This is a genomic window from Bacillus sp. FJAT-27001 (assembly GCF_019039175.1).
Lineage (GTDB): Bacteria > Bacillota > Bacilli > Bacillales > Bacillaceae > Bacillus > Bacillus velezensis.
The window spans coordinates 635,442-657,576 of record NZ_JAHOAA010000002.1 but is presented as its reverse complement, the minus strand read 5'-3'; the positions used below and the strand labels follow the sequence as shown (position 1 = coordinate 657,576).

Genomic DNA, 22,135 nt, shown 5'->3' with positions numbered 1-22,135 from the left:
CATTATCCTTTCGGTTTAAAAATAACGGCTACAAGAAATGCGAATAAAATCGCTGAAGATATACCGGCGGAAGTAAGTTCAAAAATCCCCATGGCGATCCCGATAAATCCATGCTCGTGAGCTTGATGCATGGCGCCGTGCAATAAGCTGTGACCGAAGCTGACGATGGGAACCGTCGCGCCCGCGCCTGCGAATTCGATAAATTTGTCATAAATTCCGAACCCATCTAACAAGGCGCCGATGACGACAAAAGTTGTCATCACATGGGCGGGTGTCAGTTTAAAAATGTCAAGCAGCAGCTGACCGATAATGCAAATGATTCCCCCGCAAACAAAAGCCAACAGATATTCCATTTATGATGCACCTCCCGCCCGCTCAAATACCACACCGTGCGCGATGGTCGGAATGGTTTCCTTCTGCTGGATCATTGTCGGACTCAAAAGCGCTCCTGTCGCGACAACGAGTACCCTGTTTAGAGTCCCTGCTTTTAATTGATTAAAAATATGTGTGTACGTAACAAGCGCGGAGCAGGCGCAGCCGCTTCCGCCCGCAAACACCTGCTGGTCCGGCGTATAGATGAGAAGACCGCAGTCATCGTGTTTCGTTCCCACGGGATAGCCTTCTTCTTTGAGCAAATCTTTCACGATCGGCGAGCCGACGCCTGAAAGGTCTCCCGTTAAAATCAGATCATAATCATCCGCCGTGCGGTTTAAGTCCTGCAGGTGCTGTTTGATTGTGTCGGCGGCAGCGGGCGCCATGGCGGATCCCATATCGGACGGATCTGTTATTCCAAGGTCGCTTACTTTTCCCACTGTTGCGCTTGTAATCTTGATATCAGAAGGGTTTTGGCTGATGATGACCGCCCCGCCCCCCGTAACCGTTGAAGTGGCGGTATCCGGTTTTTGCCCGCCATACTCCGTCGGATTGCGGAATTGCCGTTCTGCCGTCGCGTTATGGCTGCTCGTGGCTGCGATCGCCCGGTTCGCAAAACCGCCGTCAATGAGCGCGGATGCGACGGCAATCGTTTCCATTGATGTCGAACAGGCGCCGAACAGACAGAGGAACGGAATTTTCAGATGTCTGGCGACGTAGTTGGCGGTCACATTTTGATTTAAAAGATCCCCCGCGAGTAACAAATCAATATCGCTCTTTTTCAAGTTCTGTTTTTGCAAAGCGGAGTTGATGGCATCTTCCATTAACTGACGTTCCGCCATTTCCCAGTTTTTCTGATTGCAATGCATTTCATCGTATGTCTTATCAAACAGCGAACCGAGCGGGCCGTCTTTTTCTTTCGGTCCGGCTGCCGTCCCCGCCGCATTTACAAATAACGGGTTTTCAAACACCCAGGTTTGCTTTCCGGTCAATTTCATTTTTTCTCCTCCTACGAAAACAGTTTTTCACAAGCAAACCGTATCAGGCCTACGATATAGGCTGCCACGACGCCGAATACAATGACGTTTCCCGCCAATTTAAACATGTTTGTCGCTACTCCGAGCACGAGTCCTTCACTTCTGTGTTCCAGAGCGGCGCTTGTCATACTGTTTGCAAAACCCGTCACCGGCACGGCTGAACCCGCTCCGGCAAACTGCCCGAGTCTGTCATAAATGCCGAATCCGGTCAAAAGGGCGGAAATTAAAATAAGAGTGGCGGCCGTCGGGTTGCCCGCTGTTTTTTCATTAAAATTAAAAAAGTGGATGTAAAAGTCTTGAAGAGCCTGCCCGATCAGACAGATCAAACCGCCGATCAGAAAGGCTTTGACGCAATTCCAAACATATGGCGGTTTCGGCTGATAGTCTTTCACTTTTGTTTTGTAATTTTCTTTTAAGTTTGTCATGTCGGTTCCTCCTTATGAATGATGGATAAAATACAGCCAATGAAATAAAGAGCCGGCTATTTTGCCGAACACAATGGCCATCAGCAATATGATGATTTTGCTGCCGAAGCCGATCCGTTTGGCAAGAATGGGAAGCACATTCAGCACTTCTGTAAGCGCGGCGGCCAGCATGCCGACAAACATGCCGGCCAAAAGCCCGACCGGAACGGCCAGCCATTCAGATAAAAAAAAATGATTCATATTTAAGGTTTCCCAGCCGCCGAACACAGCTCCTGAAATAACAGCTCCTTCGTAGGCCTGTACAAAGCGCATTGTTTTTGTCAGCTGCATAAGGCGGGGGATGATTCCCATAACGGTTAAAAAAGCCACAAATCCCGCACCCACGGTCAGCCCTCCGCCAAGCCCGACAAACATAACGAAAAGAATGCTAACGATCATGCAGATCTTTCATCGTCTCTTCATTTTCGTGCATTGCGACATAATGATCGAGATCAAGCTGATAATTAAACATCTCGACTTCCAGCGGGCTTGGCTCTTCATTCAGGCGTTTTTTGAAGATGTGATTAAAAAAGACGATCATACCGAGACCGAGGCCGATGCTGTACGGAATCTGAAGCAGATACGGATATTCATTCCGTTCGCCCGTTATGATTTCATATAAGGCGATATGAACTTCTCTCATACTGACATCTTCATGAAAATTCATAATGGCAAGACATGAACCGATAAAAAGCAGGAGCCAGACACCGACGAACAAAACGGCTGACAGCTGCTTTTTCTGGTAATGGATTTCCACTATCGTTTCAGCGCCGCCGACGGTCTGTACATCAAGAGCGGGAAAAGCGGTATGAATGGTTTTCAGCACTTTTATGATGTCCAGCACGACGATATTTTTGTCTTTTTTCGTGACCTTATACAGCGGCAGTGCCGACAGTTTTTTTTTCAGCTTTTGCTGTCCCGCGATCTGCGCGGCGTCGCCGATTGTGATGATATCTCCGGTATGAGCCTTCACGCGGTGGCGAAGTCTGAGAAATATTCGTCTTTCCATCTTGCATCACCATCTTTCGGGTGGTTATATATGTAGTATGCGGTTCACTTTTGTTCTCATTCATCAGCGGCAAAAGACCATAAATTACCACCGATGCACAAATAAAAAAAGCCGGCCCGTAAAAGGTCAGCTTTCCGTATGATCCATCTGCACTTTAATCTGCTTTAATATTTTTTTCTCCAGCCTCGATACCTGGACTTGGGAAATCCCGAGCCGTTCGGCTACTTCCGACTGTGTCTGATCTTTATAATATCTCAGATAGACAATGAGTTTTTCCCGTTCTTCCAAATCACTGATCGCTTCCTTGAGGGCGATTTTGTCAAACCACTTCTCTTCTGAATGATCGGCGATCTGATCAAGCAGGGTGATCGGGTCTCCGTCATTTTCATACACGGTCTCATGAATGGATGAAGGCGCCCGCACCGCTTCCTGCGCAAGCACCACATCCTCCGCATCAATTTCTAAATGGTCCGCGATTTCCTGGACGGTCGGCACTCTTCCGTATGTTTTTGACAGTTCATCTTTCGCCCGGCGTATTTTATTGCCGAGCTCTTTTAAAGATCTTGAAACTTTGACGGTTCCGTCATCGCGGATGAAGCGCTGGATTTCTCCGATAATCATCGGCACGGCATAAGTTGAAAAACGGACATCATAGGACAAATCGAATTTATCAACGGATTTTAACAATCCGATACAGCCGATCTGAAACAGATCGTCCGGCTCATAGCCTCTGTTTAAGAACCTTTGAACGACGGACCACACAAGACGCATGTTTTTTTCTATGAGGAGGTCTCTTGCCTGCTGGTCGCCCTCTTGGCTCTTTTTGATTAATTCTTTGACTTCATGGTCCTTGAGCTGCGCGTTTTTGCTGTTTTTCTTAACCTCCACATCCATAACAAATCTCCTTAATTACAAAGCGCTTTGCTTTTTGATAGGTGTTTTGTTAAGCGTATCGTCGTTCCCATCTCCGGCGAGGAATCAATCGTGACATCATCCATGAAGTTTTCCATAATGGTAAAGCCCATTCCGGAGCGTTCAAGCTCGGGTTTTGTCGTAAATAGCGGCTGGCGCGCTTCCTCAAGATCCGTGATCCCGAGGCCTTCGTCACGTATGGTCAGATAGACGACATGATCCTCCAGCGTAACGGAGATGTACACCTTTCCGTCGCAGTTTTCTTCATAGCCGTGGATGATCGCGTTTGTTACCGCTTCTGATACGACGGTCTTGATTTCCGTCAGCTCATCCATCGTCGGGTCGAGCTGTGCGATAAAAGAAGCAACTGTTACGCGCGCAAACGATTCGTTCTGACTGAGGGCTGAAAATTCAAGATGCATCTCGTTTTTCATGATGCCACCCCCAACGTTAAAAGCGCTTTTTGTTCTGATTGTTCGAACCTGATGATTTTAAACAGGCCGGACATGTCAAACAGACGTCTCACCGCGGGTGAAATCGCGCACACGACCATTTCTCCGCCGAGCTGTTTAATTTGTTTATAACGCCCTAAAATCACGCCGAGGCCGGAGCTGTCCATGAAGGTAAGATCTTCAAGGTTCAGCACGATGTGACGGATGCCGTCAGCCTCCAGCGATTCAGTAACCTTTTGTTTTAATGATTCTGCCGTATGATGGTCGAGTTCACCTGTTAATCGAATACAAAGCACGGATTCTTTGACATGAAAGTCAATTCCAAGGCTCATGCTCATTCCTCCTTGATATGATCGGATAATGAGTGTTTCGATTTTCGGGAAAGCAATTCCTTCACTATGACAAAACTAGTGCCCGTTCGCCACGATTATTTAAATTTAGTCCAATCTCCCATCGTCCGCTTCAGAAAAGTGAGAAAACCCGCTTTTTCCATGTCGTCTTTTGCCGTGACCGGGCTTTCAACGAGCACCTTTCCGTCTTTTTTCAGAACGAGGCTGCCGAGCACCTCTCCTTTTTTAACCGGAGCCGTTACATTGCCGTTGATTTTCACTTCTTTTTTTACTTTGTCCATGTTCTCTCCCTTTTTGGCCAGAAGAGAAATCGGCTCAGATGTGGTCAGCTTGATCAGTTTCTGTTTTCCTTTTTTTACTTTTACCGTTCCGACGATTTGATCCCGTTTGTACAGCGGGTGTGTTTTGAACTGGCTGAAGGCGTAATCAAGCATTTTGGTCACTTGGGCATTTCTTTCTTTCGGAGTGCTGGCTCCGAAAACAACAGCAATGACCCTCATATTTCCTTTTTTAGCGGTGGCGGTTAAACAATACTTCGCTTCGCCTGTAAAGCCCGTCTTCACGCCGTCTACGCCCGGATAAAATTTGATCAGCCGGTTTGTATTGACGAGCCAGAACTTTTTGTCTGTATTTTCTCTTAAATAATCCTCATACGTTCCCGTAAATTGAGTGATTTTATCATACTTTAATAATTCCTTCGCCATTTTCGCCATGTCATAAGCAGAGCTGTAATGGTCTTTTTCAGGCAGTCCCGTCGGGTTTTTGAAGGAGGTATCTTTCAATCCCAATTCTTTTGCTTTTTTGTTCATCCGGCTGACGAAATCCTCTTCTGAACCGGCAATATACTCCGCCATTGCGACGGATGCGTCATTTCCGGAAGCTATCGCAATTCCTTTGAGCATTTCTTTTACCGTCATTTCTTCTCCGGGTTCAAGGAAAATCTGTGATCCGCCCATGGACGCGGCATGTTCACTCGTCCTGACTTTATCGCTCATCTTTATTTTCCCTTTGTCAAGCGCTTCCATGATTAAAAGCATGGTCATAATTTTTGTCATGCTTGCCGGCGCCAGACGCTCCCGGCTGTTCTTGTTATAAAGAATGCTTCCCGTATCGCGTTCAATCAGCACGGCGCTTTTGGCTTCATGAGCGAGCTCCGATGTATGTTTTCCGTCCGGCTTTGCAAAAGCGGACGGTGCTGATGCCGTTAATAAAATGCCAATCAACAAAGTGGATATAAGACGTTTCATCTCCAAAGCCCTCCATTTCATAATCCTTTTTATTTTTTCCAAATCCGGTGGTTTTATACGCCTCATCTGGAAAATGTTTCGTGTTGAGGGCACAAAAAAACAGCTGCTTCCGAAGAAACAGCTGACTGATGCTGACTTATTTTTGAGATCGTGCGACTACGGCTTTTACAAGCTTCAAAAAGCCGCCTTTTACTTTTTCCGTCATTTCCATTACTTCTTCATGGGATAACGGCTGGTCAAGAATACCTGCCGCCGCGTTGGAAATGCATGAGATGCCGAGCACGCGCATCCCCGCGTGGTTGGCGACGATGACTTCCGGCACGGTCGACATGCCGACAGCGTCAGAACCCATCGTTCTTAAAAACCGAACCTCAGCAGGCGTTTCGTAAGACGGCCCCGTAACAGCTGTATACACCCCTTTTTGAACAGGAATGCCCAGCTCATCGGCCGTTTTTTCAGCCAAGCCTGACAGCTCTTTGTCATAGGCTTCTGACATGTCCGGGAATCTCGGTCCGAATTCAGCTTCGTTCGGCCCGATTAACGGGTTGGTGCCCGTAAAGTTGATGTGGTCTGTAATAATCATCAGATCGCCGGCGCGGAATTCAGTGTTGATACCGCCGGCTGCGTTCGTCACGACAAGAGATTCAACGCCGAGCGCCTTCATCACGCGGACGGGAAATGTGACCTGATCCATTGAGTAGCCTTCATAGTAATGAAAGCGGCCCTGCATCGCGATGACCTGCACGCCTTCAAGCGTTCCCATCACAAGCTGGCCGGCATGGCCTTCTACCGTTGAGACCGGAAAATCAGGGATCGTTTCATATGTAAGCTTGACAGCTCCTTCAATTTCATCGGCCAATACGCCGAGCCCTGACCCTAAAATCAGACCGATCTTTGGTGTTTCTTTCACGTGTTCTTTAATAAATGCAGCAGCACGTTCGATCTTTTGTTTCAAAAAAAGTCCCCCTACTGTAATCTTGATAAAAAGCTTTTTCCGTATTCCGGCTTTTCCGTTTTGAAATTATCCGCAATGGTTGCGCCGATATCGGCAAATGTATCCGCAAGCGGCAGCTGTTCAGTGTGTTTGTGCTTTTTGCTGTACACAAGAAGCGGCACATACTCCCTCGTGTGATCTGTGCCGTGATGGACAGGATCATTGCCGTGATCCGCAGTGATGATAAGCAGATCGTCTTCTTTCATTTTCTCAAACACTTCCGGAAGCCTCGCGTCGAATTCCTCGAGCGCTTTACCGTACCCTTCCGGATCGCGGCGGTGTCCGTACAGCGCGTCAAAATCAACGAGGTTGGCAAAGCTCAGACCCGTAAACTCTTCACCGAGCGTTTCAATCACTTTGTCCATGCCATCCATATTAGATACCGTGCGGCGGGAAGATGTAATGCCTTCTCCGTCATAAATATCAGAAATTTTGCCGATGGAAATGACGTCTAATCCGCTGTCTTTCATTCCGTTCATTACCGTGCGGCCGAACGGTTTGAGCGCATAATCATGACGGTTCGGCGTGCGTTTGAAGCTGCCCGGTTCTCCGACGAACGGTCTTGCGATAATCCGGCCGACCATGTATTTCGGATCAAGCGTCAGTTCTCTGGCCGTTTCACAGATGCTGTACAGCTCTTCCAGCGGAACGACATCTTCGTGAGCCGCAATCTGCAGTACGGAATCTGCTGATGTATAAACGATCAGCGCACCCGTTTCCATATGTTCTTTTCCGAGCTCGTCCAGAATCGCCGTGCCTGAAGCCGGCTTATTTCCGATGATTTTCCGTCCTGAACGCCGCTCAAGTTCCTGAAGAAGTTCATCCGGAAATCCTTCCGGGAACACTTTAAACGGTTTTTCAATGTAGAGGCCCATAATCTCCCAGTGCCCCGTCATCGTATCTTTCCCGTTTGACGCCTCCTGCATTTTTCCGTAGTACGCAAGAGGGTGCTCCGTTTTTTCCACGCCCTTAATGTCTCCGATCAGTCCGAGACCGAGCTGCGCCATATGGGGCATATGTAAGCCGTTCATGTGCTCTGCGATGTGTCCGAGCGTATTTGCGCCTATATCATTAAAATCGGCGGCGTCCGGCGCTTCACCGATTCCGACAGAATCCATTACGATCAAAAATACCCGGTTATATTTGTATTCAGACATCATAAAAGCCTCCTTTTCTTCCATCTGTCCATTGTAGCTTACAGAGGTCAGACAACTCAAGTATAAACCGTTTACATTCTTGTTGACAATGCCGATTCAAATAATTAGAACCTTCTCTGTATTCCGCCAATCCGGCAAAAAAAGCCGCGGCCCCTCTGGCAGCGGCTCCTAAGCGCGCGGATGATACTGTTTGTACACGTCCTTCAGCCTTGTTTTCGTCACATGCGTATAAATTTGCGTCGTGGAAATATCGGCATGTCCGAGCATCTCCTGCACGGCGCGCAGATCCGCCCCGTTTTCGAGCAGGTGCGTTGCAAAGGAGTGCCGGAGCGTGTGCGGTGTCAGCTCTTTTTTAATCCCCGCTTCAAGTGCGATTTTTTTCAGGTTTTTCCAGAATCCCTGACGGCTGATCTGCCTGCCGTGATGATTCAGAAAAAGCGCTTCGGTTACGTTTTTCTTTAATAATTTCCCTCTGGCTTTTTCAATGTATGCTTCTATCGCATGAGAAGCGGCTTCACCAATCGGCACAATCCGCTCTTTCCGCCCTTTTCCGAAGCAGCGGACAAATCCCATCGTCAAATGGACGTCGGATAATTTCAGCTCGATCATCTCGCTGACCCTGATGCCGGTCGCGTACAGCAGTTCAAGCATGGCTTTATCCCTGAGGCCGAACGGGCTGTCAAGCTTAGGCGTGTCCAATAACCGCTCAACTTCCTGAAGCGCCAATACTTTCGGAAGCGTCCGCTCTGTTTTTTGTGTTTCAATATGTACCGAAGGATCTTTATCCGCGGCTTTTTCCCTTAACAGAAATTGATGAAAAGACCGGATTGACGCCAAATGCCTCGCAGACGTCTTGCCGGATTTCCCGGAGTCCTTTATATGCTTTAAATATTGAATAATATGAAGACGGGTCACATCATTCCATGAAGTGATCTGAAGGCTTTCAGTTAAGAAGAGAGAATAACTTTTCAGATCACGCTCATAGGACATCATCGTATTTTGGGACAGCCCTCTTTCAACCCTCACATAATGGATGAAATCCTTAATTTGATCCTTCACTCTTGATCTACTCCCCGTTTTGGTAAAAAAAGATCAATCGGCCGAACCAGCCGTCTTTATCCTCTTGTTCCGTTTTGGCCACTTTGACGGCGGAGCCTTCCGGTTTATCGTACCGATGATAGTTTTCATACTCTGAATTCACCCATATCATAGCATAATAGAACAGCGCGGTAAAACCTGTGAACAGAATAAACACTTTGATCGTATCCGCGGCTGTTTTTATGAATCTGCCCATCTTTCGATCGACCCTTTCTTTTGGCGGCTGTTAGTACACCTTATGCCAATTTCAAAGGCTTTTATACATAAAAACAGCAAAAAACCCTTTCCTGGCAGAAAAGGTTCGTAGGCTTTTACTCTGTTTCATCCCCGCGGCAGCGGTGGCAGATTCCGTGAAAAGTCAATCTATGATCTTTAATTTTAAATTTCCAATCACGTTCAATCACTTCTTCAACGTCTTCAAGCAGATCTTCTTCAATTTCATCGACGGCTCCGCACTCCATGCACACCAAATGGTGATGAAAGTGAGCCGCGCCTTCTTTGCGAAGGTCGTAGCGGGATACGCCGTCCCCGAAGTTAATTTTATCAACGACTTTTAATTCTGTTAATAATTCTAATGTACGGTATACTGTAGCGAGACCAATTTCAGGAGATTTCTCTTTTACGAGGAGGTATACATCTTCTGCGCTTAAATGGTCTTCTTCGTTTTCAAGCAGCACTCTTACCGTTGCTTCCCGCTGTGGCGTAAGCTTGTAGCTTGACGAGTGCAGCTGCTTTTTAATTCGATCAATACGGTTTTCCATGTCTTTCCCTCCTACGCCGCATTCCATGACTCATTATAACAAAATACGCGCAGAGTTCCAACTATAATTATTATAAACTGATAAATAAAAGTATTATTTTGTGATAATCATTCTAAAATATGCGTGATGACAGCTTTTCCATAAACAGCGGAGACACGTACGCCTCGAGCAGCGAGGCGATGACCGAGAAGAAAACGATGAGAATCAGCACGAAGGCGTAACGTCCGAACCATTGGATCGGCGCGTCATGAAGGCTGCGTTTGACAAACAGCTGCCGGATCAGTTTCAGTGAAAAAGCGATGGAGCATGTCCCCATGATAAGATACGCCGGAATGAGAACGATGTTTTGCGGCAGAACCGAAATAAATGACAGGAAAAACCCGTTCATCCCCATTTGATTCACTAAAAAACCGACCGTGAAGCCGACCACGATTCCTTTTAAGAACACCATAATGAAAATAACCGGAAGACCGATCACGGAAATACCGAGAATCCACATCAGCCCCAAATATTTCACATCATGAAAGACGGCCTGCCAAAACATTTCTGAAGCGCCGGCATGTTTTCCGTCAGACAGCTGTCCGAAAAACTTGCTTAAATAGTAATACAAATCTTCTTTCTGCGTGATGGTCATGCTGTTGACGATGATCGCCCCGAAAATGACCCCCATCAAAAACAAGACGAACACAAATATATAAAGTGACAGATGATCCTTTACATGGCGAAAAAACAGTTCTTTGTACGATTGTTTTCTCATACCGCTTTCCTCCCGCTAATCTATTGACTTGATTTAGTAGATTGTATGAAAGAAAAGAGAAAACATGACAGAGAAATCATAGAAAGGCGCGAGATTCAGGCATAAAAAAAGAACCCCCGTCATCACTCCGGTGATCATAGGGGTTCCTTTTTTTATGCTTTATTCTTTCAAGCCTGTCTTTTTTGGTTTTCGTCACTCTTTCATGGGTGCTGAAAGACGGCGCTGTCCCCCTTGACAGGACTGCGTCACGCATCCCGTTTCTTTTGAGATGCTCCCGCATTTTTTTCGTTTTGCTCTTCGCCATGTGCCAACCGCTCCTTTTTCCCTTTTCTTTATCATAACAAAAAAATCCGGATGTGTTCATGAATACGGCTCATGTTTCGACCGGTAAGCGCGCAGAGACGTTTTGGCAGATGAATAGCTCCCCATTGCGGCGTATCCGTAAAAAAACCCCATAAAAATCCCCGCATACACGTGTTCATGATGACCGAAAACGATAGACACAACATTTCCGGCAGCAAGGGCAATCGTGGGAACGAATATGCCCGGAACCCGGCAGAACACTTTGATCAGCTGTGTGACGCATAAGACGACCGGCACGCCGATCACAGCATCCCAAATATTTGTATGGATCAGCGGAAAATAATCCACATCGACACCTCTTTATTCCGTCTTTTGCTATCTGTTAGCCTGCCTAAGAATTCCGCTTCCTATTCATGATAAAAAAACAGCACCGGCACATGTCCGGTACTGTAAGAGTTGTTTATTTTCCTGCCGCAGCCCGTTCTACGGCTGCTGATACGGCTTGATGCACGTCCGCATCCAAAGGCTGAGGCACGAGATCGCCGTGTTTCGTGCAAGAGGCGATGGCTTCTGCGGCCGCCACAAGCATTTCATGGTCGATTTTCTTGCTTTTGGCGTTCAGCGCGCCGCGGAAAATCCCCGGGAAGCCGAGAACATTATTGACCGAACGGCCGTCAGCTGCATAAGCGGCTCCGGCTTGTAATGCCTCTTCCGGTTCAATCTCCGGTTTCGGATTAGATAAAGCCAGAATGACGTGTCCTTTTCTGACATCCTCTTTTTTAATGAGACCCGGAACTCCTGTGGTGCTGATCACAATGTCACACGTGTCCATTAATTCTTTGATGCTTCCAAGCGGCTGACCTCCGTACTGAGCGAGGCGGTTCATTGCGTCTTCTGACTTGTCCGTTCCGCAGACCGCTTTGACTCCGTATGCCATAAACATGCGGCAGATGGCGACGCCTGCCGCGCCGAGACCGATCTGACCGACCTTCGCTTCTTTTAAATCAAGACCGGCGCTTTTACAAGCGGAAATGGCGGCGGCGAGCGTGACGACCGCCGTGCCGTGCTGGTCATCGTGCATAACCGGAATGTCCAGTTCTTCTTTCAGGCGGTCTTCAATGTCAAAGCAGTGGGGCGAACCGATATCTTCAAGCAGAATTCCGCTGAACCCCGGGGAAATATGTTTTACCGTGCGAATGATTTCTTCCGGATCAGAGGTATCGAGCAAAATCGGAATTCCGCTGATACCCGCCAGCTGGTCAAAAAGCGCGGCTTTCCCTTCCATTACGGGCATTCCGGCGACAGAGCCGATATTGCCGAGGCCGAGAATCGCCGTTCCGTCGGTGACAATGGCGACAGAATTGCTGATTGTCGTATAGATGGACGCTTTTTCAGGCTCGTTTTCGATCAGTCTGCACACATCGGCGACACCCGGCGTATAAACACGCCCAAGCTCAGCCAGTGTCCGGATCGGCATTTTGCTTTTCATCTGAATTTTGCCGCCTTCATGAGCAGAGAGCACTTCATCTGAGACTGTATGAAGCCGGATGCCTTCACCCAGAGCTTCAATGGCTTGAATGATTTCCTGCAGCTGCTCTTCATTTTCGGCCTGCACCGTAATGTTGCGCATTGTGTAGTTCGGGCCGACTTTAACGGTTTCAACTTCCCCGATATCTCCGCCCATCACTCCGATGGCGGTTGCCACTTTTCCGAGATTTCCGGGAACAGTCGGCGTTTCAATCATTAACGTCCGAATCATATGCTTTGTAATCATGAAATGAACCTCCTAACCCAATTTTTGAGATTGCAAGGATTTTTCTTTCGTGTACCAAATGAATTTCCCCGTGTATCCGTACAATATTGCCAGTCCGATAGATACAAAACTGAGCCACATGAACGGCAGATAAGAAAATGTGGATACGCCGAGAATGCCGGCCATATAGATGCCGTTATCAGACCACGGCACCATCCCTGAAGTAAGCGTGCCGCCCACCTCTGCGTTCCGGGATAAAACTCTTCTGTCAAGTTTCAGTTTATCATAACTGTTCTCCATGATTTTCGGCGTCAGGATCAATGACACGTACATCGCACAGCCGAAAATGTTTCCTAAAAGGGCGACGATCAATGTCGAAAGCGTCACATTTCCCGGTGTGGTCAGCTTTTTCTCAAAAGTTGAGACAATCACTTTTAATACGCCGAGCTTCTCAAGAATTCCTCCAAAACCAAGACCGAACAGGATAACGACTAACGTATCCAGCATACCGGTAATGCCTCCGCGGTTTAACAGGCCATTTAAAAATTCGACGTCCGTTTTAATAGAAAAACCATTATAAGCAGTCGCGATGGCACTGGCAAAATTCATTCCCTGAAAGACGGAAGCCCAGATTGCGCCAAGCAAAGCACCGATGATAATAACGGGCATAGACGGCTTTTTCAAAATCAGAAGGACAACGACGACAACAGCCGGAATGAGCATCCATATATGAATGTCAAATGTTTTCTGCAATGAAGATTTTAAAAATTCCACTTTGTCGAGATCAATATTTTTTCCGCCGTATATAAATCCCGTTACGGTAAACAGAATGGCCGTAATAATATAGGACGGAATTGACAGATACATCATCGCTCTGACGTGTGACAGCACATCCACCTTAGAAAGCGTGGAGGCAAGCACCGTACTGTCAGACAGCGGTGAAAGCTTGTCTCCGAAGTAAGCCCCGGACAAAACGGCTCCCGCTACGATCGGAAGCGGTATACCCATTCCCTCTCCGATGGCAATCATGGCGATCCCCGCGGTTCCCACGGTTCCCCACGACGTTCCGGTCGCAACGGACATAACGGAACAAATAACCAGTGTAGCCAGAAGGAAAATATGAGGATTAATAAACTCTAAACCATAATAAATTAACGTCGGCACAACGCCGCCGGCAATCCATGTCCCGATGAGCGCACCGACCGAAACGAGAATCAATACCGCTTCAAGACCGTTTGATATCCCGGTGACAATCGAAGCCTGCAAGTCTTTATATGAATATCCCAGCCTGACTCCGAGAATAATAGCGAAAAACCAGGATATTAATAGAGCTAGCTGGATCGGCAGGTCTAAAAACACTGTGAACGATAAGACAAGTGCTAAAAACCCGAATAATAAGATAATAATTTCCAATAAATTTGGCAATCTGGCCTCTTTCACAAGAAAATCCCCCTAGAAGAAAAAAGCTAAAACGCTTTCATCAAATGATATAACAAATTATACTATACTGCCTCATCCCTTTGTATGGCAACCGCCTATTCACTAAAAAACGTGAAAAGGCGGCTGTTGTTGCTTTAAAATTTATTTTTCTAATAGTTCTTTTCCGGCAATCCCCGGTTTTGTCATTTCATACGGATTCAAAATGATATCCAATTCTTCTTCTGTCAGTACATCATTTTGAAGGCAGAGATCTCTTACAGATTGCCCCGTCATGATTGCTTCACGGGCAATTCGCGCAGCCGCTTCATACCCAAGGTGCGGATTGACCGCTGTAATGACGCCGACACTTTTTTCCACGTATTGCTTCAGACGTTTTTCGTTGGCTTCAATTCCCGCCAGACAATGATCGGTAAATGAACGGAACCCGTTATTCATGATGCTGATGGATTGAAGCAGGTTAAATACGAGTACCGGCTCCATTACGTTAAGCTCCAGCTGGCCCGCTTCTGAAGCGAGGCAGATCGTATTGTCATTCCCGATGACCTGGAAGGCGATTTGGTTGATCAGCTCTGCCATTACAGGGTTGACTTTCCCAGGCATAATAGATGATCCCGGCTGACGGGCGGGCAATGAAATTTCCGCAAGTCCCGCGCGCGGACCTGAAGCCATTAAGCGCAGATCGTTGGCGATTTTAGACATGTTCATCATGCATACTTTCAACGCGGCTGAAACTTCCGTATACGCATCAGTGTTTTGTGTGGCGTCAACCAAATGGCCGGCGCCGACAAGCGGCAGTCCGCTGATGTCAGCCAGGTGCTTCACAACCTGTTCTATGTAGCGCGGATCGGCGTTAAGCCCCGTACCTACGGCCGTTGCCCCCATGTTTACTTCATACAGATGCTGGCGGGATTGTTTAATTCGCTTTATGTCACGCTCAAGCACGCGGCTGTATGCTTCAAATTCCTGTCCGAGACGGATCGGCACAGCGTCCTGAAGGTGTGTGCGCCCCATTTTAATGACAGAATCAAATTGTTTCGCTTTATCTTTAAAGACACTGAGCATATGCGCCATCGTATCAAGGAGCTTATCCAAAAGTTTCAAGGTTGAAATATGGATTGCCGTCGGGAACACGTCGTTCGTCGATTGTGACATGTTGACGTGTGTGTTCGGGCTGAGGTGAATGTATTCACCTTTTTTATGCCCCATGATTTCAAGAGCCCTGTTGCCGATTACTTCGTTGGCATTCATGTTCATGGACGTTCCGGCTCCCCCTTGGATCGGATCGACGATAAATTGGTCATGCCATTTTCCCTCAAGAATTTCATCTGCGGCCTGTACAATCGCATTTCCGATTCCTTCATACAGCCGTTTTACATCCATGTTGGCAAGCGCCGCCGCTTTTTTGACGATGGCGAGCGCATTAATCATTTCTTCGTGGATGCGGTAGCCGGTAATCGGAAAGTTTTCTTTCGCGCGCAGCGTTTGTATTCCGTAATACACATCAGCTTCAATTTGTTTTTCTCCGAGGAAATCTTTTTCCTGACGATATTCTTTTTGCGCGTTTGTCATGCTAAAACCCTACTTTCTCTTTGTGGTAGTCATGTTTTTACAGTACAACGTCGTCTGCGATCGGTGTCTCCATAATGTTTTTGACTTCAGCCAAGTTGTGAGACTGGCCGAGCGCCCACATTAATTTCGGCACGATGGCTTCCGTGTTCATATTTCTGGAGCGGATAATGAGATCTTGATTGACTCTTCGGCCGACTTCATAGACGCTCATGTCCTCTCCTTCTTCAAGACATTGTGTCGTAATGACGACGACAATGCCGCTTTCAATCATTTCATTGACTTTGGCGAGAATGTCTCTTCCTTCAAACGGCACGCCGCCGCTGCCGTAGCTTTCAATGACGATTCCTTTGTACATGCCCTTTAATGCGTCAAACATTTCCGGTTTCAGCCCCGGGTGTAGCTTGAGCAGGCACACGTCCGTGCAAAGTGAAGTATTGACCGTAAAAGCATCGTCTTTTGGCATGTGCACTTGTTTGTTGTATTCAATTCCGTTTTCGGTAATAAACGCGATATACGGATAGTTAATGCTCTCAAATGCATCATAGCTTTTCGTTCTTAATTTAATGGCGCGTGTGCCTTGAATGACTCTGCCGTCAAATACGACGTATACGCCGCCCACCCCTTCACATGCGAAGCGGATCGCGTCCGTGATATTTTTTTTGGCATCGGTTTTTTGAAATGTAATCGGGATTTGCGAACCCGTAATGACGATCGGTTTATCAGCATGCTGAAGCATATAAGACAGTGCCGCTGATGTATAAGCCATTGTGTCTGTCCCGTGCGTAATGACGAACCCGTCATATGCGTCATATTTTTCTTTGACAGCATTTGCGATTTCGGCCCAGTATTCAGGCTGCATATTTGTGCTGTCGATGTTCATTAACGAATGGGTTTCCATCGTGTAATCGTTATCAAGTTTTGATACGTAGGTTAACAATTCGTCTGCTTTCACCCCGGGTGCAAGCCCGTTTTCTCCTTCGACTGAGGCGATTGTTCCTCCGGTTGTTAACAGCAATAATTTTTTCATACCCTGCACCTCTTCATCCATTTCTCAAGATGTGTTAAGCATTCGCTTTTCGCATACTTTTAATCAAATTATAGACAGACGAATGAAATTAATCAAGTGATTATTATTCAATTCGCGTACACTTTTGCATATCGATATGATATAATTTGCTCAAGTGAAAAGGAGCGGTTTTGAATATGAATTTAGATCGTTTAACTGAACTGAGAAAAAAGAAAAATTGGTCTCTTCAATATACGGCTGACCGTCTCGGCATCGCCAAAAGCACGTACGCCGGGTATGAATCAGGATACCGGCGTCCGTCATTCGAGGCGCTGGGCACGCTTGCCGATCTGTTTGACACGACGTGCGACGATTTACTCGGGCGCACTGAAAAAAAGGCGGAGCCGTTTGCCCAGACCATCGAATTAACAAACGCCGCACAAGGCCGCGGCACACTGACCGTTGACGGACAGCCGCTGAATCAGGATGAAATCATCGAATTGATTGCGTTTGTCCGCACGAAAAAGAAGGTGCAGGAGGAGCTCCGTTAAAAACCGGCTTTTACGGCTTGATTCTGCCGTACGTCCCTCCGCCCCCGGCCTCAAGGACGAGCTGCCCGGTGCGCGCTTTATGAATGACAGCCGCTATTTTAGGCTGGACGACACGCGCCAATTCCTCTTCTTGCGCCTGATGAAGAATCGCCATCTCCGTCCCGAAGGCCCGCTTCAGTTTTTCTAACGTTTTCGGCCCGACCCCGGGAATGAACTGCAGCGGGATTTGATGAATATACGGCGGCCGCGGCATGCGGCTTTTTTTCGGTCCGCTCAGTTCCTCCAGCCGTTCACTGACCCCTTTTGTCATTGTTTTCCCCCCGCACTCCGGACATGCGGAAGCTCCTTTTTCAACCGGGCTGCCGCAGCGGTCGCAAGCCGTCCGGTAATACTTCCCGAGCTTCGGGTTCAGCCCGTAATTCGCCGTGATTTTTCTTCCGTCCTTCCCTTTTAAAGCCAGCGAAAATTCCGTGAAATTCGCTTCTTTAAGAAGCATTTCATTATATTCTCTGCCGATTTTTCCTAAGGAATGCGCATCAGAATTTGTTAAAAATGTATACGGATCAAGTTCTGTTACCCGCGAAGCCATGTCGGTGTCACAGCTTAATCCGAGTTCCGCCGCGTCAATGAGCGCCGGGTCGAAAACTTCTGTCAAAGAAGATATGACTCCTTTTCCGTACAGGCTTTTATGCGGGGTGAACATATGGGCGGGAATAAACAGCCCGCCCAATTCCTTTGTTTTCCTTTGAAGATTCAAACCGGTTTCATAAATGCGCTGGGAACTGAGATGGATATTTTTAAGCCTTTTTGCAAGCCACTCAGAAAACATCTTCATTTCGGCAAGAGACGGCATAAAGACGAGAACGTGAATCGGCCCGCGGCATGTGTGATCATAGATTTCAAGCTCACTGCCCAACAGAAGCGTCGTATTCCGATACCGGATGCCGCCTTCTTTCAGCTCACGGTATCCGCCTTCATCAATTCCGCGCTCGATTTCTTCTATGACTTCCGGGGAATGGCAGTCGATGATGCCCAATAGTTCAATTCCCTTCCCCTCACTGGCTTCTTCTAAAATCCGGTGCAGCGTCAACGTTTTGGCCCCGGTGATTTTGACCGGTTTTCCCGTATAGGTGCGGCCGATATGAATATGCAGATCCGCATAGATGGTTTTCATCATTTTTCCTTCAGCGCTTCTTTCAGCTGGAGATACTGAATCGCGTACGCCGTTTTTGCGTCATACACCCTGCGGGATTCAATCAGCTTCACGGCCTCTTCAAGCGTGACCTGCATGACTTCGACAAATTCATCCTCATCCAGCTCTCGTTTTTCTTCCAGCGGCGAAAGCCCTTCCGCAAGAAAGAGATGCACGATTTCATCAGCAAACCCGGGTGATGTATAAAAAGCGGTGATTTTCGTCAAGGTTTCCGCCGTATATCCCGTTTCTTCCTCGAGCTCTCTTAACGCCGTATGTTCCGGCTCTTCCCCCTTTTCAAGCTTCCCGGCCGGAATTTCAACGATTGTCCGTTCCAGCGGCTTTCTGAACTGGTTCACCAAAATGATTTTTCCTTCCTCGGTCACCGCAAGTACGGCCACTGCTCCCGGATGTTTGACGATTTCCCGCTTGCTTGTTTTTCCGTTCGGGAGCTCTACATCCTCTAAGTAAAGATCTATGACTTTCCCGTCATACAGCTTTTTTTTCGCAAGTGTTTTTTCTTCTAAATGTTTCATCATGTCATCTCCCGTTCTGTCTCTCTATTATGCCTCATATATTTTATCATACATGCATGAGAGGGAGGTGCTTTTCGATTGAAGGTGTACCGGAAGGATAAGAGTATCGTATTGGTCGGAAAGGCGTGGGAAGTGCGGGCTAAACTGAAAGAATACGGACGGACATTCCGCTATGTCGGAGATTGGATCACCGGGCCTTAACAGTTGAAAACTTCGCGCCTTTATATTACGGTCAATAAAAGACTATAAAAAGGAGCGAAACGATGAGAAAACGCACACTGGGACATTCTGATTTAGAAATAAGCGAAATCGGGCTCGGCTGTATGTCGCTGGGCACGGATAAAGCTAAAGCGCTGTCTATTTTGGATGAAGCGATCGAGCTTGGAATCAATTATTTAGATACCGCTGATCTTTATGATTTCGGCAGAAATGAGGAAATTGTCGGGGAGGCCGTCAAAAACCGCAGGCACGACATCATTTTAGCCACGAAAGCCGGAAACCGCTGGAATGATGATAAAGACGGCTGGCATTGGGACGCTTCCAAGGGCTACATAAAAGAAGCGGTCAAAAACAGCCTGCGCCGGCTGAAAACGGACTATATCGACCTTTATCAGCTGCATGGCGGCACGATGGAAGACCATATTGACGAAACGATCGAAGCATTTGAGGACTTAAAACAGGAAGGTGTCATCCGGTATTACGGCATTTCCTCGATTCGTCCGAATGTTATTAAAGAATATGTAAAAAAATCAAATATCACCAGCGTTATGATGCAATACAGCCTGCTGGACCGGCGTCCCGAGGAGTGGCTTCCCCTTTTAGAGGAGAACGGAATCAGCGTAGTCGCAAGGGGGCCTGTCGCTAAAGGGCTTCTTACGGAAAAACCGCTTGATCAAGCGGCCGCAAGCGTAAAAGAGAACGGCTATTTAACATATTCTTTTGCAGAACTGGCAGAAACCAAAAAAGCGATCAGCGCTGCCGCACCTGACTTGAGCATGACGGAGCTTTCTCTTCAATACTTGCTGTCACAGCCGGCCGTCGCTTCTGTCATCACCGGAGCCAGCTCACTTGAGCAGCTGAGAGAAAACTGTTCGGCTGCAGAGGCCCGGCGTTTAAGCAGCCAGGAAATCAAAGCCCTGCAATACCATACAAAACGGGACGTATACGAAGCCCATCGTTCTTAAATAATAAAACCGGCACCTTTTCAGATGCCGGTTTATTTATATTTGTGCCAATCGAGACTGCTTTCATTCAGCAGCTCTTCAAAGCTTTTATGTTTTTCTTTTTCTTTTCGTTTTCTGATTTGTTCCGCCTTTTGCTGCGCCTGTTTTTTCTCGTCTTCTTCCTTCAGCTCACTTTTCATTTGCAAAAGCCTGGCCTTCAGATCTTCCTCCAGATCGTCTTTTAAGCTGTGTTTTTCTTTAGGCAGCTGCTTTTTCATCATGACGCCCCCCGTATCTGAATATGGTGAAGCAAGTGTACCACGGAGCGCCGGAGGCCGGCAACGTTCACGGTCCTGAATAGCCGGAGGAAGGATTTTTCATATGAAAGGAGGGTGCCTGTGTGAAAAAATGGCTGGCGGTGTTCGGTTCGGCTTGCGCAGTCTTTTTGGCTGCCGGATTCGCTTTTACGAATCTGATTATGTTTATGAAGAAAAAGACGGATGAAGATATCATGAAAAAAGAAACGGCGGACGGGCATGATAGATTTGATTCCTTTCAGGCCATGGAAAAAGAAGAAGCCGTCATCCTGTCACGCCACGGGTATGAGATCAAAGGCTTTTACATCGCCCCGCATCATACGGCAAACACCATGATTATTTGTCACGGCGTTACCGTAAATTCGTTCAATTCATTGAAATACATGGATTTATTTTTAGATTTAGGATGGAATGTGCTCGTATATGACCACCGCGGGCACGGAAAAAGCGGCGGCAGAACGACGAGCTACGGCTATTTTGAAAAAGATGATTTGGAAGAAGCCGTGAATTGGGTGAGACACAAAACCGGAGACGGCGGTCAAATCGGCATCCACGGGGAATCGATGGGAGCGGTGACGGCCTTATTATACGCGGGCGGGCATCAGGATGAAAACGGCGCTGATTTTTATATTGCGGACTGTCCGTTCGCAAGCTTTCGCGATCAGCTCGCCTACAGGCTGAAACGGGAGTTCCGGCTGCCTCCGTGGCCGCTTCTGCCTTTGGCTGATTTCTTTTTGCGGATGAGAGAAGGCTACCGTATCCGTGATGTATCTCCTCTATCGGTTATCAGCCGCATCCGGCAGCCCGTGCTGTTTATTCACAGTAAGGAAGATGATTATATACCCTCCGCTTGTTCCGAATTGCTGCACCGCAGAAAACGCGGCCCTAAGATGCTCTATCTGGCCGAATCGGGAGGGCATGCCATGTCGTACACCAAAAATCCGGAGAGCTACCGTAAAGCCGTTCAAACCTTTTTAGATACCATGACGCAAACGTAAAAAAGCGAAAGAACGTATGCTGGTTCTTTCGCTTTCCCGTCATAAAACGTCGGTAATCCCGTCCATATTTTCTCCGATCCAGTCAATGGCGAGGTCGATTGTCGTAAACTCCTGCGCTTTGAAGGTCATCTCATCTTGAAGCAGCCAGACATCCTTCTGAACGGATTCAGCCCCTCCGATGGACCAGTGCAGCAGACTGTACGGGTGGTTGTTGTTCAGAAAGGATACCCACGTTTTATGCTGTGCCGTCTGTTTAATGGCTTTCAGCTTTTGATTCACTTTCCGTTTCTCCCTGCTTTACTAATATGCTCATTCTCGGGCTCAGCATCTCTGCCGGGCTTTTTAAGACGAGCGTTTTTGCCTTTTCATTGTAATCGATTGTCATTTCCTCGTCAAAAAACACTTTTTGTGAGGTCTGGATGTAAAGCGGAAGTCCGTTGGTTTCAATGGCTTCGCATTGTCCCGTTAATTCGTCCGCCAGCCAGATGGTCGGCACGCCGCTCACCGCGCACCCGCAGCCTTCTGCGTCATAGCGGAGCTGCGCTTTTTTCCCCGGGTTGGCGTCCATTGCCTGCTGAAGTGTGTGTTTCGCCGCATCCGTCACATGTATTTGCATAGATGATCCTCCGTTTTTCATTTTCGCCATTGTAGCATACCGAGCCGCTGTATGCATTGTTTCTGCTTTCTTTACAGCAGC

30 protein-coding genes are annotated in these 22,135 nt (G+C 47.5%); 4 read left to right on the top strand and 26 right to left on the bottom strand.

Annotation, left to right across the window (positions count from 1 at the left end):
* Window positions 1-2 precede the first annotated feature (2 nt).
* The 21 genes from spoVAE to BGM27_RS07790 all read right to left on the bottom strand — a co-directional run bounded on the left by spoVAE (window position 3) and on the right by BGM27_RS07790 (window position 16,702).
* On the bottom strand, window positions 3-353 hold the full coding sequence (gene spoVAE, locus BGM27_RS07890; RefSeq protein ID WP_007409415.1) for a stage V sporulation protein AE: 351 nt from the start codon (window positions 351-353) through the stop codon (window positions 3-5).
* Entirely contained in the window at window positions 354-1,370 is a 1,017-nt protein-coding gene (gene spoVAD / locus BGM27_RS07885) for a stage V sporulation protein AD (protein ID WP_007409414.1), read from the bottom strand.
* 11 nt (window positions 1,371-1,381) lie between these two features.
* Window positions 1,382-1,834, bottom strand: a complete 453-nt coding sequence (gene spoVAC, locus BGM27_RS07880) for a stage V sporulation protein AC (protein ID WP_003153353.1) — start codon at window positions 1,832-1,834, stop codon at window positions 1,382-1,384.
* A gap of 12 nt (window positions 1,835-1,846) precedes the next feature.
* A complete protein-coding gene (locus BGM27_RS07875) occupies window positions 1,847-2,272 on the bottom strand; it encodes a stage V sporulation protein AB (protein ID WP_007409413.1) in 426 nt (141 codons plus the stop codon).
* Complete coding sequence (locus BGM27_RS07870; RefSeq protein ID WP_007409412.1) at window positions 2,262-2,882, bottom strand: stage V sporulation protein AA; 621 nt, start codon at window positions 2,880-2,882, stop codon at window positions 2,262-2,264. Before BGM27_RS07870 ends, BGM27_RS07875 begins: the two co-directional genes overlap by 11 nt.
* A 126-nt stretch (window positions 2,883-3,008) precedes the next feature.
* Complete coding sequence (gene sigF / locus BGM27_RS07865) at window positions 3,009-3,776, bottom strand: RNA polymerase sporulation sigma factor SigF (RefSeq protein ID WP_003153348.1); 768 nt, start codon at window positions 3,774-3,776, stop codon at window positions 3,009-3,011.
* Between the two features lie 11 nt (window positions 3,777-3,787).
* Window positions 3,788-4,228 (bottom strand): anti-sigma F factor, encoded by a 441-nt coding sequence (gene spoIIAB / locus BGM27_RS07860; RefSeq protein WP_003153347.1) that lies wholly within the window; start codon window positions 4,226-4,228, stop codon window positions 3,788-3,790.
* On the bottom strand, window positions 4,225-4,578 hold the full coding sequence (spoIIAA, locus tag BGM27_RS07855) for an anti-sigma F factor antagonist (RefSeq protein WP_007409411.1): 354 nt from the start codon (window positions 4,576-4,578) through the stop codon (window positions 4,225-4,227). The genes spoIIAB and spoIIAA overlap by 4 nt, the downstream gene beginning before the upstream one ends.
* A 95-nt stretch (window positions 4,579-4,673) precedes the next feature.
* Complete coding sequence (locus tag BGM27_RS07850; RefSeq protein ID WP_007409410.1) at window positions 4,674-5,843, bottom strand: D-alanyl-D-alanine carboxypeptidase family protein; 1,170 nt, start codon at window positions 5,841-5,843, stop codon at window positions 4,674-4,676.
* Between the two features lie 136 nt (window positions 5,844-5,979).
* The gene (locus BGM27_RS07845) at window positions 5,980-6,798 is read right to left on the bottom strand and encodes a purine-nucleoside phosphorylase (RefSeq protein WP_007409407.1); all 819 of its coding nucleotides are present in this window, start codon (window positions 6,796-6,798) and stop codon (window positions 5,980-5,982) included.
* An 11-nt stretch (window positions 6,799-6,809) separates the two neighbouring features.
* Complete coding sequence (deoB, locus tag BGM27_RS07840; RefSeq protein WP_003153338.1) at window positions 6,810-7,994, bottom strand: phosphopentomutase; 1,185 nt, start codon at window positions 7,992-7,994, stop codon at window positions 6,810-6,812.
* Between the two features lie 168 nt (window positions 7,995-8,162).
* Complete coding sequence (xerD, locus tag BGM27_RS07835) at window positions 8,163-9,053, bottom strand: site-specific tyrosine recombinase XerD (protein ID WP_007409406.1); 891 nt, start codon at window positions 9,051-9,053, stop codon at window positions 8,163-8,165.
* A gap of 7 nt (window positions 9,054-9,060) precedes the next feature.
* Entirely contained in the window at window positions 9,061-9,288 is a 228-nt protein-coding gene (locus BGM27_RS07830; protein ID WP_007409405.1) for a YqzK family protein, read from the bottom strand.
* A 115-nt stretch (window positions 9,289-9,403) separates the two neighbouring features.
* The gene (gene fur, locus BGM27_RS07825) at window positions 9,404-9,853 is read right to left on the bottom strand and encodes a ferric iron uptake transcriptional regulator (RefSeq protein ID WP_003153330.1); all 450 of its coding nucleotides are present in this window, start codon (window positions 9,851-9,853) and stop codon (window positions 9,404-9,406) included.
* A 112-nt stretch (window positions 9,854-9,965) separates the two neighbouring features.
* Window positions 9,966-10,610, bottom strand: coding sequence for a stage II sporulation protein M (gene spoIIM, locus BGM27_RS07820; protein WP_007409404.1), 645 nt, complete (start codon window positions 10,608-10,610; stop codon window positions 9,966-9,968).
* Between the two features lie 76 nt (window positions 10,611-10,686).
* Entirely contained in the window at window positions 10,687-10,914 is a 228-nt protein-coding gene (locus BGM27_RS07815) for a hypothetical protein (protein ID WP_012117898.1), read from the bottom strand.
* Window positions 10,915-10,970: 56 nt separating this feature from the next.
* A complete protein-coding gene (locus tag BGM27_RS07810; RefSeq protein ID WP_003153325.1) occupies window positions 10,971-11,261 on the bottom strand; it encodes a hypothetical protein in 291 nt (96 codons plus the stop codon).
* 112 nt (window positions 11,262-11,373) lie between these two features.
* A complete protein-coding gene (locus BGM27_RS07805; RefSeq protein ID WP_007409402.1) occupies window positions 11,374-12,687 on the bottom strand; it encodes an NAD-dependent malic enzyme in 1,314 nt (437 codons plus the stop codon).
* Between the two features lie 12 nt (window positions 12,688-12,699).
* Window positions 12,700-14,106, bottom strand: a complete 1,407-nt coding sequence (gene nhaC / locus BGM27_RS07800; RefSeq protein WP_007409401.1) for a Na+/H+ antiporter NhaC — start codon at window positions 14,104-14,106, stop codon at window positions 12,700-12,702.
* 141 nt (window positions 14,107-14,247) lie between these two features.
* Window positions 14,248-15,675 carry an aspartate ammonia-lyase gene (gene aspA, locus BGM27_RS07795; protein ID WP_007409400.1) on the bottom strand — a complete coding sequence of 476 codons (1,428 nt, stop codon included), beginning with the start codon at window positions 15,673-15,675 and terminating at the stop codon, window positions 14,248-14,250.
* A gap of 37 nt (window positions 15,676-15,712) precedes the next feature.
* Window positions 15,713-16,702: a type I asparaginase gene (locus tag BGM27_RS07790; RefSeq protein ID WP_003153321.1), complete on the bottom strand. Its 990-nt coding sequence runs from the start codon at window positions 16,700-16,702 to the stop codon at window positions 15,713-15,715.
* Between the two features lie 176 nt (window positions 16,703-16,878).
* Here BGM27_RS07790 and BGM27_RS07785 point away from each other — a divergent pair, with 176 nt between their 5' ends.
* Window positions 16,879-17,232: a helix-turn-helix domain-containing protein gene (locus BGM27_RS07785; RefSeq protein WP_007409399.1), complete on the top strand. Its 354-nt coding sequence runs from the start codon at window positions 16,879-16,881 to the stop codon at window positions 17,230-17,232.
* 10 nt (window positions 17,233-17,242) lie between these two features.
* On the opposite strand, the gene BGM27_RS07780 is transcribed toward BGM27_RS07785, so the two are convergent.
* Window positions 17,243-18,406: a TIGR00375 family protein gene (locus BGM27_RS07780; RefSeq protein ID WP_007409398.1), complete on the bottom strand. Its 1,164-nt coding sequence runs from the start codon at window positions 18,404-18,406 to the stop codon at window positions 17,243-17,245.
* A complete protein-coding gene (locus BGM27_RS07775; protein WP_003153317.1) occupies window positions 18,406-18,960 on the bottom strand; it encodes an NUDIX hydrolase in 555 nt (184 codons plus the stop codon). The genes BGM27_RS07780 and BGM27_RS07775 overlap by 1 nt, the downstream gene beginning before the upstream one ends.
* A gap of 78 nt (window positions 18,961-19,038) precedes the next feature.
* Here BGM27_RS07775 and mciZ point away from each other — a divergent pair, with 78 nt between their 5' ends.
* Entirely contained in the window at window positions 19,039-19,161 is a 123-nt protein-coding gene (gene mciZ, locus BGM27_RS07770) for a Z-ring formation inhibitor MciZ (RefSeq protein ID WP_003153315.1), read from the top strand.
* A 62-nt stretch (window positions 19,162-19,223) separates the two neighbouring features.
* On the top strand, window positions 19,224-20,144 hold the full coding sequence (locus BGM27_RS07765) for an aldo/keto reductase (protein WP_007409397.1): 921 nt from the start codon (window positions 19,224-19,226) through the stop codon (window positions 20,142-20,144).
* A gap of 32 nt (window positions 20,145-20,176) precedes the next feature.
* On the opposite strand, the gene BGM27_RS07760 is transcribed toward BGM27_RS07765, so the two are convergent.
* A complete protein-coding gene (locus BGM27_RS07760) occupies window positions 20,177-20,401 on the bottom strand; it encodes a YqkE family protein (protein WP_007409396.1) in 225 nt (74 codons plus the stop codon).
* 122 nt (window positions 20,402-20,523) lie between these two features.
* On the opposite strand from BGM27_RS07760, the gene BGM27_RS07755 reads away from it, so the two are divergent.
* Window positions 20,524-21,438 carry an alpha/beta hydrolase gene (locus tag BGM27_RS07755; protein ID WP_007409395.1) on the top strand — a complete coding sequence of 305 codons (915 nt, stop codon included), beginning with the start codon at window positions 20,524-20,526 and terminating at the stop codon, window positions 21,436-21,438.
* Between the two features lie 39 nt (window positions 21,439-21,477).
* On the opposite strand, the gene BGM27_RS07750 is transcribed toward BGM27_RS07755, so the two are convergent.
* Together BGM27_RS07750 and BGM27_RS07745 are read right to left on the bottom strand one after the other, a co-directional pair.
* Window positions 21,478-21,717, bottom strand: coding sequence for a DUF2552 family protein (locus BGM27_RS07750; protein WP_003153307.1), 240 nt, complete (start codon window positions 21,715-21,717; stop codon window positions 21,478-21,480).
* The gene (locus BGM27_RS07745; RefSeq protein WP_014305346.1) at window positions 21,692-22,054 is read right to left on the bottom strand and encodes an iron-sulfur cluster biosynthesis family protein; all 363 of its coding nucleotides are present in this window, start codon (window positions 22,052-22,054) and stop codon (window positions 21,692-21,694) included. Before BGM27_RS07745 ends, BGM27_RS07750 begins: the two co-directional genes overlap by 26 nt.
* Window positions 22,055-22,135 lie beyond the last annotated feature (81 nt).